Consider the following 18,766-nt stretch of genomic DNA (forward strand, 5'->3'; position numbering starts at 1 on the left):
ATTGGTGTACTTATGGAAGTACTTTTGCCAAGCGAATATGAGTTCGCACAGAGCGCACGACCTTCGCGGAAACAGGTAAATGATACAACGGCAGCAAGTATTCCTGACGTTTTATGTTGTCCGCGGGAGATATTTTCCCTATGAGCGGCACCCTTCAGGTCCCTGCCCTGCTCTGCCCTCAGCTGCGCAAGAAATGGAACAGGTTGCGCAGCATGCCTGCGGTCGCGCCCCAGATGAAGAAGCGCTCGTACGGCATGGTGTAGAAGGTGCGCCGACCAAGGTCGTTGGGCAACTCGATGGTGCGGCGCTGATGGTTCATGCCGTCCATGAGGAACGCCAGCGGCACTTCAAAGATCTCGGCCACTTCGCGCGGATCGGGCACCACGTCGAAGGGCGGGCGGATCAGGCCGGCCACCGGCGTAACGCGATAGCCGGTGCCGGTGAAATACTCGGGGAGCGAGCCGATCACCTCGACATGGCGGCGCGCCAGACCGATTTCTTCTTCCGTTTCGCGCAGGGCCGTGTCGACCGGCGAGACGTCGCTCAGCTCGGTGCGGCCGCCGGGGAAGCTGATCTGCCCGGCATGGTCCTTGAGATCGGCGGTGCGCTGGGTAAACAGCAGTGTCGGCCCCTGCTCGCGCAGCACGATGGGCATCAGCACGGCAGCCGGGCGCGGCGTTCCGGCAACCTGGCGGATTTGCTGCTCGACGTTGATCTCGGGCGTCCAGGGGCGCTCTTCGGTAAAGCGGCGGCGCAGCCATTCCTCCTGCATGCGCTCGGCATCCAGCCTCGCCTCGCCGGCGACGGACTCTATCGGAAGATCGAGAGGATCAAAAATTGCCAAGGCTGCACCTTAAGGATGGAATACAAAAAGGGCGTCCGAAGACGCCCTTTTTTCAAACAAATATCAAAGACTTTGCGAAGATTACGCTTCAGCCTTGGCAGTGCCACGGCGGTTAGGCAGCTTCTCTTTGATACGTGCCGACTTGCCGGAACGCTCACGCAGATAGTACAGCTTGGCGCGACGGACATCGCCGCGACGCTTGACTTCGATCGACGCGATCAGCGGCGAGTACAACTGGAATGTACGCTCAACGCCTTCGCCCGACGAAATCTTGCGGACGATGAAGTTGGAGTTCAAACCACGGTTGCGACGCGCGATCACGACGCCTTCGTAAGCCTGGGCGCGCTTGCGCGTACCTTCGACCACGTTGACGCTGACGATGACTGTATCGCCTGGAGCGAACTCAGGGATGTTCTTTGCGAGACGCGCGATCTCTTCTTGCTCTAATTGCTGGATCAGATCCATTTTAATACTCCGAATGCCATCTTGCCGGCGCTGACTTCGTCGACTGAGTCGACCTGCCCGGTAGAGGATGGGGTTAATCAACGGACGCCGCCTTCAGTTGTCTTCCGGCCTTGCCCGCACTTTTGCTACATTTGCTACAAACTGCTTAAAAACTTTTCATCGGCCTTGCTCAGCAAACCGTCCTGGCGCGCTTTCGCGATCAGGTCGGGACGCTTCTTCGCGGTCGCTTCAAGCGCCCGCTCGCGTCGCCACTTCACAATCTCTGCATGATGGCCGCCCATCAATACCGGCGGCACCGCAACACCTTCGTATTCTTCAGGCCGCGTGTAGTGCGGACAATCCAGCAGGCCGTTGACGAAACTGTCTTCAACCGCCGAGCTGCCGTCGTTGAGCACGCCCGGCAATTGCCGGATCACGGCATCCATCAGCGCCATCGCCGGCAATTCACCGCCCGACAGCACGAAATCGCCAAGGCTGATTTCTTCATCGACATGGCTGTCCAGCAAACGCTGGTCGATCGCTTCGTAGCGACCGCACAGCAGCACCACACCTGTGTCTTCAGCGAACTGCATGACGCGCTGATGCGTCAGCGGCTTGCCTTGCGGGGACAAATACACCACACGCGGCGCCGCCAGATTCAAATCGAGTTGCCGCTGCTTCGCCGCCTGCAGCGTCTGCTGCAACGGCTTGGCCAGCATCACCATGCCCGGTCCGCCGCCGTAAGGCCGGTCGTCCACCGTGCGATGATTGTCGGTGGTGAAATCACGGGGATTCCACAGCGACAAGCCCCACTTCTTTTGCTCGAACGCACGCCGGGTTACACCGGACTGCGTCAATGCTGCAAACATTTCGGGAAAAAGCGTGACGACGTCAAATTGCATCCGGCACCCTTTTCAATACTACGGGATCAATAATCCAGTCCCCAGTCGACCACGATTTTCTTGTCCGCCAGACTGACGGTCTTGACGAACTGGTCAACATACGGAATCAGGATTTCTGCAGCAGCCTTGCTGTCGGCAGCCTCGGCTTGGATCGTGGGAACTGCGACCCGCAGGATCGGGTGAGCCCCGTTGTCCATCAGATCGCTGACCACGCCTAGGGACTCGCCCTGCAGGTTTTCAACTGCCAGGCCGATCAGATCGACCCAGTAAAATTCTCCGTCGGATAAAGCAGGAAAGTGGCTGCGCGCAATCTGCACCACGGCGCCCTTGAGCGCCTCGGCGGCATCACGACCAGCCACTCCCATTAACCTTGCCACCACATCACCGCTGTGGGACTTGGCTTGCATCATCTCGACATCACGCAACTCCGGCTTGTCCAGCCACCAGGTTTTTGCGCCCAGCAGAGCATCTGCATCCGCTGAATAAGGTTTGACCCGCACCCATCCCTGAATACCATAAGCACCTGAGATGTAACCTACCGTCAACAGATCCGAGGGAACTGCAACGCCTGATTGTGATGTGCGCGACAAACCTGCCTTACCAATACGCTTGCGAAATCAGAGCTGAATGCAACTGCAATTAAGCAGCGGCCTTCTTGCCTGCTTCGCTGACCAGACGGGCAACGGTTGGGGACAGCTGTGCGCCGACGCCTTCCCAGTGAGCCAGACGGTCTTGAGCGATACGGAAGGATTCTTCCTTACCGGAAGCAACCGGGTTGTAAAAACCCAGACGCTCGATGAAGCGACCGTCGCGGCGATTGCGCGAATCAGTTGCAACGATGTTGAAGAATGGGCGCTTCTTGGCGCCTCCACGAGCTAAACGAATAACGACCATAATGGTTCCAAAAAGTGTTCGAACACGGAAAAGCTGGTGATTATAGCCGAAATACCGGTCACGCAGCAAGATGAATACGGGAAAGCGACCTGGCCCGCGCGATGCGCCGCACGCGCCCCCTCCGTCCTTCCCCCCGGATTTTGCCCTTTTCAGGGCGGCACGCTCCGAAACGCTCTTCGGGACGTCCTCTCCTGCGGCTATACTAGGCGCAGTTTTTTTACAACACTACAATGCTCCCCGTCGTGCAGTCCGCCCGATCCCGCGCCTTTTTTTGCCATTGAGAAATTAGCTTCATGACAATTCAGCACAAGAACAAGACATTCACGACTTTCCTGGCGGCCGTTTTTGGCGGCATCGGCCTCCACCGCTTTTATATGGTCGGCCGCAAAGACCTGATCGGCTGGCTGCATCTGGCCACCCTGCCGGTGTCGGCACTGCTGATCTGGACGTTCAGCAACTCGCAGCCGCTGTTCATGGGCATGCTGTTTGCGCTGTCGATATTGTGCGGCTTCCTCGAAGCCCTCGTCATCGGGCTGACGCCGGATGAAAAATGGGATGCAACCCGCAATCCGGCATCCGGCAAGAAATCGGAATCGCACTGGGTGCTGGCGCTGATTCTGGTATTGACGCTGGGCATCGGCGCCATGTCGGTGATCGCCCTGATGGCGCGCAGTTTCGACCTGCTCTTCACCGGCGGCGCTTACGGCTGACGCTTAACTGGAAAACCTGCAGCGCTCGCCGGTCGACCCGGTGAGCGCTGCCAAATCAGAATTGGTCTTCGGTCAGCGCCAGCACACCGGCGCTACCCTCCACCACCGACGCGCGCAACGACGAGGCCTGGGTCAGCACGTGGTCCGCATAAAAACGGGCAGTTGCGATCTTGGCTTTGTAGAACTGCGCATCGCCGTCACCGGCATTCAGCTTGTCGACCGCGACCAGCGCGGCGCGCGCCATTTGCCAGCCGCCCAGCACGATGCCGGCCAGCTTCAGGTACGGCACGCTGCCTGAAAACACACCCTTGATGTCCGTCTTGATGTTGGCAACCACGTAGTTGACGACATCCTCCAGCGCCTGTGCACCTTCAACCAGACGTTTGTGGATCGCCTGCAGGTCGGCATCGTACTCGCCCGCGCCGGCGGCGGTGAGCGCCGCTCCGGTCTTGCGGATCTGGCCGATGATGCCTTTGGCGACTGCACCGCCGTCACGCGAGGTCTTGCGACCGACCAGGTCATTGGCCTGGATCGCGGTGGTGCCTTCGTAAATCGCCAGGATGCGGGCATCGCGGTAATACTGAGCAGCGCCGGTTTCTTCGATGAAGCCCATGCCGCCATGCACCTGCACGCCGGTCGACGTGACGTCGATGGACAATTCGGTCGACCAGCCCTTGACGATCGGCACAAGATATTCGTAGACGGCCTGGTTGGTCTTGCGCGTAGCCTCGTCGGCATGATGATGACCGGCATCCGACGCCGCAGCGGCGACATACGCCAGCGCGCGTGCCGCCTCCACCTGGGAACGCATCGACATCAGCATGCGGCGCACGTCCGGCTGGTGGATGATCGTGACGGCGCCTGCCGAACCCGCCAGGTCGCGCGATTGCACGCGGTCCTTGGCATAGGCCACGGCTTTTTGATAGGCGCGTTCAGCAACGCTGATGCCCTGAATGCCGACCGCGAAACGCGCGGCGTTCATCATGATGAACATGTATTCGAGGCCGCGATTTTCTTCGCCGACCAGCATGCCGACGGCGCCGCCGTGGTCGCCGAATTGCAGCACCGCAGTCGGGCTGGCCTTGATGCCCAGCTTGTGTTCGATGGAGACGCAATGCACGTCGTTGCGCTCGCCCAGAGAACCGTCCGGTTTGACCAGGAACTTCGGCACGATGAACAGCGAAATACCTTTCACGCCTTCCGGCGCATTCGGCGTACGCGCCAGCACCAGATGGACGATGTTCTCGGCCATGTCATGGTCGCCGTACGTGATGAAAATCTTGGTGCCCGACAACTTGAACGTACCGTCGCCCTGAGGCACCGCCCGCGTGCGCACCAGCGCCAGGTCGGAGCCGGCTTGCGGCTCGGTCAGATTCATCGTGCCGGTCCATTTGCCGGAGATGAAATTGGTCAGATAAGTATTCTTTTGCTCTTCGGTGCCGGCCGTCATCAGTGCTTCGATGGTGCCATCGGTCAGCAGTGGGCACAGCGCGAATGAGAGATTCGCGGAATTCAGCATTTCGATACAGGGCGTCGCCACCAGTTTCGGCAGGCCCTGGCCACCGAATTCAACAGGATGCTGCACGCCCTGCCAGCCGGCTTCGCCGAACTGCTTGAAGGCTTCCTTGAAGCCCTTGCTGGTCGTGACCTTGCCGTCGCTCCATGAACTCGGATCCTTGTCGGCGGAATGATTGAGCGGCGCCACGACTTCGCCGCAGAACCTGGCGTTTTCTTCCAGAATGGCTTCCACGGTTTCCGGCGTCGCGTCTTCGCAGTTTGGTAACGCATTGACTTCCGACAATCCAGCCAGTTCGTTCATCACGAACAGCATATCCTTCAATGGTGCGACGTAGCTCATCTCCGACTCCTGATCCTGTGTACGCAATCTCTTGTTGCGCTGCTTACGCATTCGTTTTTACTGCTTGCTGTATTACCTGTGCTGCTGAAAAATCGGCCCTGTCATGCGAGAGGGCCGATTTGGTATTGCTGATTATCCCAGTTGCTTGACCAACTCAGGCACGACCTCGAACAAGTCGCCGACGATGCCGTAGTCCGCCACCGAGAAGATCGGTGCTTCTTCATCCTTGTTGATCGCCACGATCACCTTGGAATCCTTCATGCCGGCCAGATGCTGGATCGCGCCGGAAATACCGACGGCGATGTACAGCTGCGGCGCCACGATCTTGCCGGTCTGGCCCACTTGCCAGTCGTTCGGCACGTAGCCCGCATCGACCGCGGCGCGCGAAGCGCCCATGGCGGCGTTGAGCTTGTCGGCCAGCGGCTCGAGGATCTTGAAGCTTTCCGACGAGCCCATGCCGCGGCCACCCGAGACGATGATCTTGGCGGCGGTCAGTTCAGGACGATCCGACTTCGCCACTTCGCGCGAGACGAAGCTGGATTTGCCGGAGTCGGCCACTGCCGCCAGCGACTCAACCGCTGCGCTGCCGCCTGAGGCTGCGGCATCGAAACCGGTAGTGCGCACGGTGATGACCTTGATGGCATCGGTCGATTGCACGGTGGCAATCGCGTTACCGGCATAGATCGGACGCTCGAAGGTATCGGCGCTGTCGACCTTGGTGATCTCCGAAATCTGTGCCACGTCCAGCTTGGCGGCCACGCGCGGCAGGATGTTCTTGCCGTAGGCGGTGGCGGGAGCCAGGATGTGGGTGTAGTCCTTGGCGATGGCCAGCGTTTGCTCGGCGATATTCTCTGCGAGGCCGTCGGCGAATTGCGGCGCATCGGCCAGCAGGACTTTGGAGACGCCGGCGATCTGCGCGGCGGCATCGGCGGCGGCTTTGGCGTTGTGGCCTGCTACCAGGACGTGGACGTCGCCGCCGGCTTGCGCTGCGGCGGTAATGGTGTTCAGTGTGCTGCCTTTCAGGCTGGCATTGTCGTGTTCTGCAATGACGAGTGCGGTCATGTTGTCTCTTCCTTAAATGACTTTGGCTTCGTTTCTGAGCTTGGCAACCAGGGTCGCGACGTCAGGCACCTTCACGCCTGCGCTGCGCTTGGCCGGTTCGGCGACTTTGAGCGTCTTGACGCGCGGCGCGACGTCGACACCAAGGTCGTCGGGCTTGACGATGTCCAGGGTCTTCTTCTTGGCCTTCATGATGTTCGGCAACGTGACGTAGCGCGGCTCGTTCAGGCGCAAGTCGGTCGTCACGATGGCCGGCAGCGTCAGCGACAGGGTTTCGAGGCCGCCGTCGACTTCGCGCGTTACGGAGACTTTGCCGTCTTCCACCACAACCTTGGAGGCGAAGGTCGCTTGCGGCCAACCCAGCAGCGCCGCCAGCATCTGGCCGGTCTGGTTGCTGTCGTCGTCGATGGCTTGCTTGCCGAGGATGATCAGTTGCGGTTGTTCCTTGTCTGCCAGTGCCTTCAGCAGCTTGGCCACGGCCAGCGGTTGCAGGTCGAGGTCGGCCGGCGTTTCCACCAGGATGCCGCGGTCGGCGCCGATCGCCATGGCGGTGCGCAGGGTTTCCTGGCATTGGGTCACGCCGCAGGAAACGGCGATGACTTCGGTGACCTTGCCGGCTTCCTTCAGACGCGTGGCTTCTTCCACTGCGATCTCGTCGAAGGGGTTCATCGACATCTTGACGTTGGCGATGTCCACACCGCTACCGTCGGATTTGACGCGTACTTTGACGTTGTAATCTACTACCCGCTTGACGGGGACTAATACTTTCATCGCCTGGTCCTTGGAAAAATCGAATTGACGTAAACGTTAACTGAACGGTGATTATAAAAGCAAAAGCGCGGCAAAAGCCGGACATCGTTTGAATTTAGCACGATCGTTCTTTTTAATGTGTGAAGCATACACACTAAATCGCCGCAGCGAAAGTCCCCGGACCGGCTTTTTGGAAAGGATTTTGAGCAGAATTTCCGGACGTCACCACGCCCGGATTCCGCAGGAGAAATTTACACGGCCAGATGTGCCGGTCGGCCGCCGCGCAAACCGGCAATCAGATTATCGACGGCCAGTTCAGCCATGGCGCGCCGCGTTTCATGCGTGGCCGAGCCGATATGCGGCAAGGCTACGACGTTGGGCAATTGCAGCAACGGAGAATCGGCCGGCAACGGTTCCTGCTCGAAGACGTCGAGTCCGGCGCCGTAAATGGTCTTGCGTTGCAGCGCCTCGATCAGCGCCGCTTCATCGACGATGCGTCCGCGCGAGGCGTTGATAAAAATGGCGCTTCGCTTCATCAGCCCGAATTCGCGCGCACCGATGGTGCGTTCGGTCTGCGCCGTCAGCGGCAGCATAGGACAAACGAAGTCCGCCTGCTGAAACAGTTCGTCGCGTGTGACATACGTCGCCGCCAGCAACGCTTCCGCCTCGGGATTGGGGCGCGTGTTGTGATACACGATCTTCATGCCGAAACCGTGATGCGCACGCCGCGCCACTGCGCTGCCGATGCGGCCCATGCCGAGCATCCCCAGGGTCTTGCCGTGCACGTTGACGCCGAACAGCGATTCGCCGATGCTGCCCTTCCATTTTCCGGCCTTGACGAATTCCGCCAGCTCCACCACGCGGCGCGCGCTGGCGAGGATCAGCGAAAAGATCGCATCCGCCGTCGCCTCGTTCAGCACGCCCGGCGTATGCGCCAGCATCAGGCCGCGCTTGCGGAAATAATCAAGGTCGAAGTTGTCGACGCCGACCGACACCGTCGAGGCAATCTTCAGCAACGGCGCTGCGTCAAGCATGTCGTTGCCGATGGGAAGGCTGGCGCCGAGCATGCCCTGCGCTGTCGCCAGCGCCGCCAGGAACTGCGCACGGTTGCCGGCGTTAATCGCCTCGAAATACGTGACCTCGAATTCATCGCGCAGACGTTGCAGCAAATCGTCCGGCAACTTCTTGTATACGACTACATGTTGTTTCATCGATGCTCCCGGATGGCGTCAGGTGGAAGCAGCGTCAAGTTGAGCGCGGGTCGGCAGGCCTTCCATGTCGCCCACCACCTGAATGGCGAACGCGCCGATACGGTTGCCTCGCATGACGGCCTCCGTCATCGACAATCCTTCCAGCAAACCGCTGATCACGCCGACCGCGAAACCGTCGCCGGCGCCGACCGTGTCGACCACTTCCCTGACCGCGACACCGGCCACGATGCCTTCATCGTCGGCGTTGCGGAAGTAGGCGCCGTCCGCACCTAGTTTGATGATGACCTGCTTGACGCCGCGCTCAAGATAGAAGGCGGCAATGTCACGCGGCTCGCTGTGGCCGGTCAATATCTTGCCTTCGCCCAGGCCGGGCAGTACCCAGTCGGCCTTGAACGCCAGCGCGTTGAGCTGCTGCGCCATCACTTCCTGCGACGGCCATAGCATCGGCCGCAAATTCGGATCGAAGGAAATCGTCTTGCCGCGCGCACGCATGAAGTCCAGCGCGTGATGCGCGAACGCCATCGTGCTCGGCGACAAGGCGGCGGCGATGCCGGTCGCGTGCAAGTGACGCGCGCCGCCGAAATAGGCCTCGTCGAAATCGACCTGCGACAGATGGCTGGCGGCCGAACCCTTGCGGTAATACTCGATGGCAGGATCGGCGCCGTCGACGGCCTTGGCCTTGAGCTGGATCGCCGTGCGGAATTCCTTGTCGGTCGCCACGTGGCTGACGTCGACGCCTTCCTGGGCGACGCGCTTGCAGATGAAACGGCCGAAGGAATCGTTGCCGACGCGGCTGACCCAGCCGACTTTCAGGCCCAGGCGCGCCAGGCCGATGGCGACGTTGGTTTCGGCTCCGGCGAGGCGACGCGTGTATCTTTCAACATCCGCAAAATCGCCGACCTCGTCCGCGACAAACAACGCCAGTGCTTCGCCGTACGTGACGACGTCCAGTTGTGTTTGCATTACTCGTTCTCTCTGATGGTGTACGGCGGGTGATGCGCCTAGGCCGAAGCCAGCATCGCCACGTAATCGCGGGTCGTCGCTTCCAGGTCCTTGCCGATGATCGGGAATTCGATCGCGCGCTGCACGCCGCGCGGGAAATGGGAAAACAGGCGGCGCCAGACGGCCTCGTCTTCGTCGAGCGGGATCGCCTTGAGTTTGCCCTTGTCGTTCCACACGCCCTTGCAGTGCACGTATTGCACGTGCGCCGCCAGCGTGCGGGCCGCCACTTCGGCGTCGACGCCGCTCCAGCGCCAGTTGCCCATGTCGAAGGTCATGCCGACCGGGACGCCGGTGCCGGAACAAACCGCCAGAAAATTGGCGATCGATTCCAGTTTGCCACCGTGTTCGGTCTGGTCGTTTTCGAGCAGTAAAGGCACCGGCGCCTGCGCGACAAAACGCGACCAGTCCAGCATGTTGCTGGCCGGCGAAAAATGGCCCAGCGACACCTTCAGGAATCGCGACTGCAGCTGTTGCGCCTCGTCCATGACCTGATCGAGCTCATCGCGCGCCAGCGAACCGTCCTTGCGGAACAACTCGATCGGCGCCGAATACACCGAAAACAACTTGTGCTTCACCAGCAGCGCGTGCAGCTCATCGAAATCAGGCAACTCGACGAACAGCTCGCGGCGGATTTCCAAGCCCGCCGCACCAGCCGCGGCCACGATCGGAATCAGGTGCGCATGCCCGACCTGGCGCACGAAATCTGCGCCGTAGGCGGAGGCCGCAACCAGTACCGGGGTTTTCATTTGATGTTGCCGGCGCCGACGAACTGGCGCGCTTCCGGCGTTTGCGGATCGGAGAAGAATTCCTTCGACGGACGCGCTTCCCACACCTTGCCCTGATGCATGAACACGGTGAGATCGGCGACCCGCCGGGCGAATTCCATTTCGTGCGTGACGAGCAACATAGTCATCCCTCCCCTTGCGAGTTCTTCCATGACTTTCAGCACTTCCTGCGTCAGCTCCGGGTCCAGCGCCGAGGTCACTTCATCAAACAGCATGACCTGCGGTTCCATAGCCAGCGAGCGGGCAATCGCCACGCGCTGTTGCTGGCCGCCCGACAATTGTTCCGGATAAGCGTCGCGCTTGTGATCCAGGCCGACCTGCTTCAAGACCTTGATCGCGGTTTCGCGCGCTTTTTCTGTCGCCACTTTCTTGACGATGCGCGGCGACAGCATGACGTTCTCCTCCACGGTCAGATGCGGGAACAGGTTGTAGTGCTGGAACACCATCCCGACATCCTTGCGCAGCTCGATCAGGTGCTCATGCTTGGCGGTGAGCTTGTGACCGGCGACATTGATGCTACCACCATCAATCGTCTCCAGGCCATTGATGCAACGCAGCATGGTGCTTTTACCCGAACCGCTGCGGCCGATGACCGCAATCACCTGTCCGCGCTCGACGGACAACGATATCCCATTCAAGACCTGGTTGCTGCCAAAGCTCTTGGTGATGTTCTCGATCTCAACGATGGGCATGGAATTTCCTTTCTAGGGCAAAACTGAAACGCGACAGCGGATAGCAGAAGATGAAATAGATCGCGGCGACAATCGGGAAAACGAGGAAGGGCTGGAACGTCGCATTGCTGACGAGCTTGCCCGCCTGCGTCAATTCGACCAGGCCGATGATGGAAGCAATCGAGGTGTTCTTGACGATCTGCACCAGAAAACCGACCGTCGGTGGCAGCGAAATGCGCACCGCCTGCGGCAGGATCACGTAGCGCAGCTGCTGCCAGCGTGTCATCGCCAACGCAGTGGATGCTTCCCACTGCGGCACCGGCACGGCTTCGATGCAGCCGCGCCAGATTTCACCGAGGTAGGCACTGGTGTAGATCGTCATGGCGATCGTCGCCGCCACCATCGGCGGCAGCTTGAAGCCGTAGATCGCCAGTCCGTAGAACGACAGGAACAGGATGATCAGCACCGGCGTGCCCTGGATGATCTGGATATACACCGCCGACAAGGTACGCAGGATCTGCAGATGCGAAGTACGCATCAGCGCCACCACGAACCCGGCAGCGCCACCGGCGATGAACGCCAGCACCGACAACAGCACGGTCCAGCGCGCGGCTTCCCACAGGAAGATGAACTGGTCCCAGGAAAATTCGGCAATCATCGGTTCCCCCTTGGCCGCGCTACGCCAAGACGGCGGCGGCGTTTGAACACAACCAGACCGATGAGCCAGAAACTGAGGCGGAACAGCAGTGCCAGCAGAATGTAGAGGCCCATCACGATCAGGTAAATTTCGAAGCTGCGGAAGGTTTCCGCATCAAGCAGGTTGGCGCTCGCGGTCAGCTCTTCGGCGGAGATCGCCGACACCACGCTGGAGGCCAGCATCATCAGCGTGAACTGGCTGGCCAGCGCCGGATAGACCTTCTCCAGCGCGGGCGTCAGCACCACGTGGCGGATCACCTGCCAGCGCGTCATCGCCAGCGCCTGCGCCGCTTCGACTTGCGACGGATGGACCGCCATCATGCCGGCGCGCACGATCTCGGTCGAATACGCGCCGAGATTGACCGTCATCGCCACCAGTGCGGCGACGTTGGCATCGACCTGCACGCCTGCAGCGGGCAAGCCGAAAAAGATAATGAACAACTGCACCAGGAAAGGCGTGCTGCGGATCAGCTCCACATAGGACGTGACCGCAAAGCGGGCCGGTGCCGAACCGTGAATGCTCACGATCGCCCCGAAGATACCCACCGCCAAACCGCAGATCATCGACAGCGCACTGAGCCGGATGGTGAGCAAGGCTCCCCATAGCAGCTGGTCCATGTGCTGAAAGATGAACGCAAACTGAAAATCATAAGACATCGTCTACTCCTTGCCGATTTACTTGGCGGGCGCAAATGCCGACACCCGCCGCGCAAGTTTTCCGGTACGAATCCGCGAGGAATCCGTACCGGTTGATTGCAATACGTTGCGCAGTGCTAAATCAGAAAACGGGGAGATTTGGCAGTGGCGAACCCGACCACTTGCGCGAGATCGCATCCAATTCGCCGTTCAGCTTGACGTAGTAGATGAAGTTGTTGAGCCATTGCTGCAGATCGAACGCGCCTTTACGCACGGTCATCGAGTTCGGTTGCACCGAGTATGGGAACTTGATGTCGATCTTGCCGGCGCCACGGGTCTTCACGATTTCGGTCGCCATGGTGTTCGGGATCGAGATTGCATCAACCTGGCCGCTCAACAGAGCCTGGGTCACGGTGGAGTCATCTTCAAAACGGACCAGCACGGTGCCTGCAGGCGCCAGACGAGTCAGCGCAGTGTCGTTGGTGCTACCGCGCGAAACGCCGACCTTCTTCTTGACCAGATCGTTCAGGTTCTTGAACTTGGAAGCGACCGGACCGACGATGGACAACTCGAAACCGCTGTAAGGAATCGTGAACATCACTGATTTGGCGCGTTCAGGCGTCGGCGCCAATGTTGCAGCCAGGAAGTCGACCTTGCCGGATTCCAGCGCTGGAATACGTGCAGGCGGCACCAGCGGAACGATTTCCACCGGCAGGCCAAGGTATTTACCGATCAGGTTGGCGACGTCAACGTCGTAACCGATTGGCTCGCCCTTGGCGTCAACACTACCGAACGGTGGTGTGCCGCTGACGACGCCAATGGTGACCTTGCCCTTCTTGATCAGGTCGGCCACGGTTTGTGCGCTGGCGCTGGCGGCTGCGCCGACTGCGCAGGTAGCGGCCAGGGTCAGCGCGATGAATTTGGTGCTCAACAGATTCTTGATGCTCATGGTGTAGTCTCCTTTTCGTCATCCCCTGCCCTGGATAAGGGAGCCGGATGAACGTCCTCGTTATAGGCTTGCGCCCGCTGTAGTACGACTGTCTACGTCTTTCTTTACCGCCTCTTTTTGTTGCTTTTTTTGTTGCTTTTTTCTGAGCAGCGATGCATCACCCGTGCATTTGTTTTCTCTGGTATCGGTTCCAGAATCGTTACAAAACCATGTTCTTCGCTTGCGTGCTGGATCCGCGCGGAATCAGCCGGCCGTCCAGCAAAATCTCGCGGCGTGGTGCGCCCTCGCCGTTGATGCGCGCCAGCAGGCGCTCGATCGCGGCAAAGCCGATGTCGTAGGTCGGCTGCTCGATAGTGCTGATGCCGCTGCCAACCAGCGGCGACCAGGACAATTCATCGAAACACAGCAGGCCGATGTCTTGCGGGAAGCGCAGCTTCATGCTTTGCAGCGCCAGCGCGATCTGCAGCGACACCATGCCGTTGCCCGCCAGAATCGCCAGCCTGCCGCCGCTATTGCGGCTGCGCCGGCGCTTCAGGAAATCATCCAGCGTCGTCGCCACGTGCCCCGGCTGGTCGATATGCACTTCCAGCGTCTCGCCGTGACAATCCGGCCGCGTCGACATCGCCTGGAGAAAGCCTGCCTGCCGCCCCTGACGCGAACTGACGCCGTGCAGCGGCTGCACCACCAGGCCGATATCGGTATAACCGCCGGCCAGCAGGTGCTCGGTCGCCATGCGTGCCGCGCCCACGTTGTCCAACCCGACCAGATCGAAATCGCAACCTTCCACACGCCGGTCCAGCAACACCACCGGAAACGCCGCTTGCCCCAACTCCTTCAACGGCGTCACATTGCGCCCTTGCGTATTGAACAGCAGGCCTTCCACGCTATAGGAATGCAGGGCCGCCAGCGATTGCTTCTCGCGCTTCTCGTCGTTGCCGGTATTGCACAGCATCAGCGTGTAGCCATGTTCCTGGCAAGCCGCTTCGGCGCCGTGCAGCACGGCCACCGAATACGGGTTCAGGATGTCCGCCACCAGCATCCCGATCAGCTTGGTGCGCCCGCCCTTGAGGCCGCGCGCCATCTGGCTTGGCTGATAGCCGAGCCGGGCGATCGTGCTGCGAATCTGTTCGCGCAGATGCTCCGACAGGGCGTCAAGCTCGCCGCCGAGATACCTTGAAATACTTGTCTTCGACACACCCGCTTCGCGTGCGACCTGGGCAATCGTGACCTTGCCCGCGCCGGTGCTGCGCGTGTGTTGCATATAGGATTTTTGTCTCACTCTACCTGCCAAATCGTTGATTGTTATCTATCGATACATCGATTGATTTGCGCTACGGGTTCCCAGGTTTCTTTTTTATGATGAATCTTTGGAACCGGTTCCAAGATAACAGTGAGAATTTTGTTTGGCAAACTATTTCACATGAAAAATTTGATGAAGAATGATGAAACGAAGCGTCGAATTTCTCTCAGGAAAAATGCGAGTGGCAGGTCATAATCGCCTCCCCGCCATGGCAACTCACGTGCGGTATTGTTGGCATAACCAATTCTGCAGCCTTCAAACGATCGCGACAAAAATACAAATATTCTTCTAATTAGTTTGCTGCATCGCGACATGGGACGATACAATTAATGAAAATAGTTCTCATTAACAAAATTATCTCCCTCTATCCATGCCCCTCAAACGCACCCGCGCCGCCCTCCTGGGCCTGGCTACCCTTGCACCGTCAATCCTGCTGGCGCAAACCACAGAATCTTCCGCCCCGACGACCGCCGCAGAGACAAACCAGCTGCCTGCCGTGAACGTGAGCGCCGACGGCGATGCAGAAACCCGCTACAACGCGGCAAAAATACAGGTCAACAAATCCTCCGTACCGCTGTCGCAGACGCCACAATCCGTTTCACTAGTGCCGCGCGCCGTGCTCGACAGCCAGCAGGCCGTGACGCTCGCGGATGCGCTCAAGAATGCACCTGGCGTGGTCTCCGGCCAATACGGGCGGCGCGGCTGGGACGACCTGATCATCCGCGGCCAGGTGGCGTCCGATTCGCTTTACCTGGACGGCCTGCGCACGGCGGCGTCCAATCGCGTCGCCGAGCAGTTGTTCGGTCTGGAGCAAATTGAAGTCTTGAAGGGGCCGGGTTCGCTGCTGTACGGCCTGGTGCTGCCGGGCGGCCTGGTCAACATGGTCAGCAAGCGCCCGCAAAGCTACGATTTCGCCAATGCCGACGTCACGGTCGGCAGCCACGACTTCCGCCAGGCGACAATCGACCTGAACAAGTCGCTGTCGGAAAACGGCAAACAAGCCTTTCGCATCAACGGCCTGATCTCCAACTCTAACGACGCCACCGATTACGTCTGGTTCAAGAACCGTTACATCGCACCATCGCTGTCGCTGGATCTCGGCGCACGCACCGACTTCACCATCCTGACCAGCTTCCAGGAACGCGGCTACATCCGCCAGCAAGGCCTGCCGCTGTCGGGATCGATCAACCGCAACGTCAACGGCAGCATCCCGCTCAGCCGCTTCACCGGCGAACCCGCAGCACGGCCGTACAACGCCACCGAAACCCGCCTGGGCTATTCGCTGACGCATCGCTTCGACGACGGCTGGACGCTGAACAACAACCTGCGCTGGCAGCAATTCACGATGAGCGGCCAGTTGGTCGCCAACACCGCCGCCACCGGCACCTCGCTGACCCGGACCGGCACCGACCAGACCTACGACGGTCAGACCTTCACGATGGACACCAACTTGCAGCGCAGCTTCAACACCGCTGTCGGCAAACATCAGATCACCTTCGGCTCGGACTACCTGAACACGCGCGAAGACGTGCGCTCCTATGCTTGTACCGTGACCGCATTGAACGTCTACAACCCGGTCTACGGCGCGCGCCTGGTCTGCCCCGCCACGCCTGGCACCAATACCTCCACCACCGTCCGCGATCTTGGCGTCTACCTGCGTGACCAGATCCAGTTCGGCGATCGCTGGCAACTGTTGGCCGGCCTGCGCCGCGACAATACGTCGACCTATTCGGACAACATCGTGACAAAGAAACACACGGACAATCCCGCCAGCGCCACTACCGGCTCGGCCGCATTGATGTATGAAGTCCTGAGAGGCGTGCGTCCATACGTCAGCTATTCCACCTCGTTCTACCCGAACTCCGGCACTGACATCGGCGGCAACACCTTCAAACCGGAGACCGGCAAGCAATGGGAAGCCGGCGTCAAGGTCGAGTTGGATGAAGGCCGTACCAACCTGAACGTGGCCTTGTTCGACCTGCGCCGCCGCAACGTGCTGCAGACCGATCCGAACAACACCACCTTCAAGATCGCCGTGGGAGAACAGCATTCGCAAGGCGGAGAAATCGGCATCACCAGCGACTTCCGCAACGGTGTGAGCCTGATGGCCGGTTACTCCTACACCTCGGCCGTGATCAGCGACGACGGCGGACAAAAGGTCACCACCGTCGGCCAGTGGCTGGACAATGTGCCGCGCCACAATTTCAACACCAGCGCACGCTATCGCTTCAAGGGCGAACTGACCGGATGGGAACTCAATGGCGGTGTGCATGGGCAAAGTCGTCAGCGCACCAATGGCTATTCCCTGCCGGGCTATGTGCTGACTGATGTGGGCGTCGCCTACAATGCTGCGCGCTGGCGCACCGCCTTGAACGTCAAGAACATATTCAATACGCAGTACTACGCCGGCGGCCTGGCCAATGCGGTCGCCCTTGGCGATGATCGCGTCGTGATGCTGACACTGGGATATCGCTACTGATCGCGGTTGCATGCCGAAAAAAGCAATGCAGCCGCGCCATGTACCGGGGGTCCGAATCAGAAGAGACGTTGGTTTTCCCATCTACGTATTACTACGCAGATGATCTACGTAGTTTAACGCTTGTTGAAAATGACTGACTCGAAAATACTAAGCGCCTAATTACAACAGGAGGAAGACAAATGACTTACAAGACCCAAGCACTGGTTGCAGCAGCACTGCTGAGCCTCTCCCTTTCCAGCCAGGCTGCCGACACGATCAAGATCGGCGTGTCCGGCCCGTTCACTGGCGGTTCCGCACCGATGGGCGCGTCCATGCGCGACGGCGTCAAGCTGGCCGTGGCCGACATCAACGCTGCCGGCGGCGTACTGGGTCGCCAGCTGCAATTGGTCGAGCGCGACGACGAAGCCAAGAATGAGCGTGGCGTGCAAATCGCGCAGGAGCTGATCAACAAGGAAAAGGTCGTCGCCACAGTCGGCTTCATCAACACCGGTGTCGCATTGGCCGCGCAGCGCTTCTATCAGGAAGCCAAGATTCCGGTCATCAATAACGTCGCCACCGGCAGCGTCATCACCAAGCAGTTTGAGAAGGAAAAGGACAACTACGTCTTCCGTACTTCGGCGGCTGACGGCATCCAGGCCAAGATGATTGCCGAAGAAGCGATCGACAAGCAAAAGTTCACCAAGGTCGCGATTCTGGCCGACTCCACCAACTACGGCCAGCTCGGCCGTGAAGATCTGGAAAAGGTCCTGGCCTCCAAGAAGATCACGCCCGTCGCCGTCGAAAAATACAACCTCAAGGACGTCGACATGACGGCGCAGTTGCTGAAGTCCAAGCAAGGCGGCGCGCAAGTCGTGCTGACTTACGGCATCGGTCCTGAACTGGCGCAGATCGCCAACGCCATGGAAAAGCTGAACTGGCACGTGCCCATCATCGGCAGCTGGCCGCTGTCGATGGGTAACTTCATCGACAACTCCGGCAAGAACGGCAACGGCGCACGCATGCCGCAAACCTTCATCCAGGACGGCAATACCCCCAAGCGCAAGGCCTTCATCGAAGCCTACCAAAAGGCTTACAAGGTTGACCGCATTCCTTCCGCAGTGTCAGCTGCCCAGGGTTACGACTCGATTTACCTGTTGGCCGCAGCGATCAAGCAAGCCGGCGCCACCGACGGCGAGAAGGTCCGTGCTGCCCTGGAAAACCTGAACACCAAGGTCGAAGGCGTCGTGACGACCTACGACAAACCGTTCTCGCACAGTGACCACGAAGCGATCAAGCCGAACAACGTCGTCATGGGCGAAGTGAAAAACGGTCGCGTCATTCTCGGCAAATAGTCCGCCCACCATGCACTGACATTTGTGCATCATTGCTGAACCTGAAAAGCCGGTCTTTGCTCCCAAGGACCGGCCTTTTTTGCACCGAGTCCGCTCATTCGGGCGCCGTCCATGCGCTCCATGCAAACCAGGTTTTCGCCACACACCGCTCGCCATTCATTGGCAGCCGCTTCTTGGGTAGAAATAATGGATATTCTGTTACAGCTGGTTTTCAGCGGCATCGCGCTAGGCATGATCTACGCGGT

19 protein-coding genes are annotated in these 18,766 nt (G+C 59.7%); 3 read left to right on the plus strand and 16 right to left on the minus strand.

What is annotated here, in order from left to right:
• Positions 1-178: 178 nt before the first annotated feature.
• The 5 genes from ACIROY_RS23155 to rpsP form a co-directional block, all read right to left on the minus strand.
• The gene (locus ACIROY_RS23155) at positions 179-844 is read right to left on the minus strand and encodes a CoA pyrophosphatase (protein WP_116435374.1); all 666 of its coding nucleotides are present in this window, start codon (positions 842-844) and stop codon (positions 179-181) included.
• A gap of 81 nt (positions 845-925) precedes the next feature.
• Positions 926-1,309 (minus strand): 50S ribosomal protein L19, encoded by a 384-nt coding sequence (gene rplS, locus ACIROY_RS23160; RefSeq protein WP_402278367.1) that lies wholly within the window; start codon positions 1,307-1,309, stop codon positions 926-928.
• 134 nt (positions 1,310-1,443) lie between these two features.
• Positions 1,444-2,190 (minus strand): tRNA (guanosine(37)-N1)-methyltransferase TrmD, encoded by a 747-nt coding sequence (gene trmD / locus ACIROY_RS23165; RefSeq protein WP_402278365.1) that lies wholly within the window; start codon positions 2,188-2,190, stop codon positions 1,444-1,446.
• A 26-nt stretch (positions 2,191-2,216) separates the two neighbouring features.
• Positions 2,217-2,780 (minus strand): ribosome maturation factor RimM, encoded by a 564-nt coding sequence (gene rimM, locus ACIROY_RS23170; RefSeq protein ID WP_402278363.1) that lies wholly within the window; start codon positions 2,778-2,780, stop codon positions 2,217-2,219.
• 49 nt (positions 2,781-2,829) lie between these two features.
• Positions 2,830-3,084: a 30S ribosomal protein S16 gene (gene rpsP / locus ACIROY_RS23175; protein ID WP_040503873.1), complete on the minus strand. Its 255-nt coding sequence runs from the start codon at positions 3,082-3,084 to the stop codon at positions 2,830-2,832.
• 293 nt (positions 3,085-3,377) lie between these two features.
• Between rpsP and ACIROY_RS23180 the strand changes: the two genes are divergently transcribed.
• Positions 3,378-3,794, plus strand: a complete 417-nt coding sequence (locus ACIROY_RS23180) for an NINE protein (protein ID WP_402278361.1) — start codon at positions 3,378-3,380, stop codon at positions 3,792-3,794.
• A 55-nt stretch (positions 3,795-3,849) separates the two neighbouring features.
• Here ACIROY_RS23180 and ACIROY_RS23185 read toward each other — a convergent pair whose 3' ends face one another.
• From ACIROY_RS23185 to ACIROY_RS23235, 11 genes are all read right to left on the minus strand, one after another.
• Entirely contained in the window at positions 3,850-5,652 is a 1,803-nt protein-coding gene (locus tag ACIROY_RS23185) for an acyl-CoA dehydrogenase (RefSeq protein ID WP_402344507.1), read from the minus strand.
• Between the two features lie 132 nt (positions 5,653-5,784).
• Positions 5,785-6,714 (minus strand): electron transfer flavoprotein subunit alpha/FixB family protein, encoded by a 930-nt coding sequence (locus ACIROY_RS23190; protein ID WP_402278357.1) that lies wholly within the window; start codon positions 6,712-6,714, stop codon positions 5,785-5,787.
• 12 nt (positions 6,715-6,726) lie between these two features.
• On the minus strand, positions 6,727-7,482 hold the full coding sequence (locus ACIROY_RS23195; RefSeq protein WP_016832755.1) for an electron transfer flavoprotein subunit beta/FixA family protein: 756 nt from the start codon (positions 7,480-7,482) through the stop codon (positions 6,727-6,729).
• 230 nt (positions 7,483-7,712) lie between these two features.
• Positions 7,713-8,672, minus strand: coding sequence for a 2-hydroxyacid dehydrogenase (locus ACIROY_RS23200; protein WP_402344510.1), 960 nt, complete (start codon positions 8,670-8,672; stop codon positions 7,713-7,715).
• Between the two features lie 18 nt (positions 8,673-8,690).
• Positions 8,691-9,635: a sugar kinase gene (locus tag ACIROY_RS23205; RefSeq protein WP_402344513.1), complete on the minus strand. Its 945-nt coding sequence runs from the start codon at positions 9,633-9,635 to the stop codon at positions 8,691-8,693.
• A gap of 38 nt (positions 9,636-9,673) precedes the next feature.
• Positions 9,674-10,420, minus strand: a complete 747-nt coding sequence (locus tag ACIROY_RS23210) for a sugar phosphate isomerase/epimerase family protein (RefSeq protein ID WP_402344516.1) — start codon at positions 10,418-10,420, stop codon at positions 9,674-9,676.
• Positions 10,417-11,151, minus strand: coding sequence for an amino acid ABC transporter ATP-binding protein (locus tag ACIROY_RS23215; protein ID WP_016832037.1), 735 nt, complete (start codon positions 11,149-11,151; stop codon positions 10,417-10,419). Before ACIROY_RS23215 ends, ACIROY_RS23210 begins: the two co-directional genes overlap by 4 nt.
• Positions 11,138-11,788 (minus strand): amino acid ABC transporter permease, encoded by a 651-nt coding sequence (locus ACIROY_RS23220; protein WP_053199424.1) that lies wholly within the window; start codon positions 11,786-11,788, stop codon positions 11,138-11,140. The genes ACIROY_RS23215 and ACIROY_RS23220 overlap by 14 nt, the downstream gene beginning before the upstream one ends.
• Positions 11,785-12,483, minus strand: a complete 699-nt coding sequence (locus ACIROY_RS23225) for an amino acid ABC transporter permease (protein WP_402278348.1) — start codon at positions 12,481-12,483, stop codon at positions 11,785-11,787. Before ACIROY_RS23225 ends, ACIROY_RS23220 begins: the two co-directional genes overlap by 4 nt.
• 121 nt (positions 12,484-12,604) lie before the next feature.
• Positions 12,605-13,411, minus strand: a complete 807-nt coding sequence (locus tag ACIROY_RS23230) for a transporter substrate-binding domain-containing protein (protein WP_265215383.1) — start codon at positions 13,409-13,411, stop codon at positions 12,605-12,607.
• 199 nt (positions 13,412-13,610) lie between these two features.
• Positions 13,611-14,672, minus strand: a complete 1,062-nt coding sequence (locus ACIROY_RS23235; RefSeq protein WP_402278347.1) for a LacI family DNA-binding transcriptional regulator — start codon at positions 14,670-14,672, stop codon at positions 13,611-13,613.
• 409 nt (positions 14,673-15,081) lie between these two features.
• Here ACIROY_RS23235 and ACIROY_RS23240 point away from each other — a divergent pair, with 409 nt between their 5' ends.
• Entirely contained in the window at positions 15,082-17,190 is a 2,109-nt protein-coding gene (locus ACIROY_RS23240; protein WP_402344519.1) for a TonB-dependent siderophore receptor, read from the plus strand.
• Between the two features lie 179 nt (positions 17,191-17,369).
• Positions 17,370-18,521 (plus strand): ABC transporter substrate-binding protein, encoded by a 1,152-nt coding sequence (locus ACIROY_RS23245; RefSeq protein WP_402344522.1) that lies wholly within the window; start codon positions 17,370-17,372, stop codon positions 18,519-18,521.
• Positions 18,522-18,766 lie beyond the last annotated feature (245 nt).

Source organism: Herbaspirillum sp. NPDC101396, from assembly GCF_044767365.1.
GTDB lineage: Bacteria > Pseudomonadota > Gammaproteobacteria > Burkholderiales > Burkholderiaceae_D > Herbaspirillum.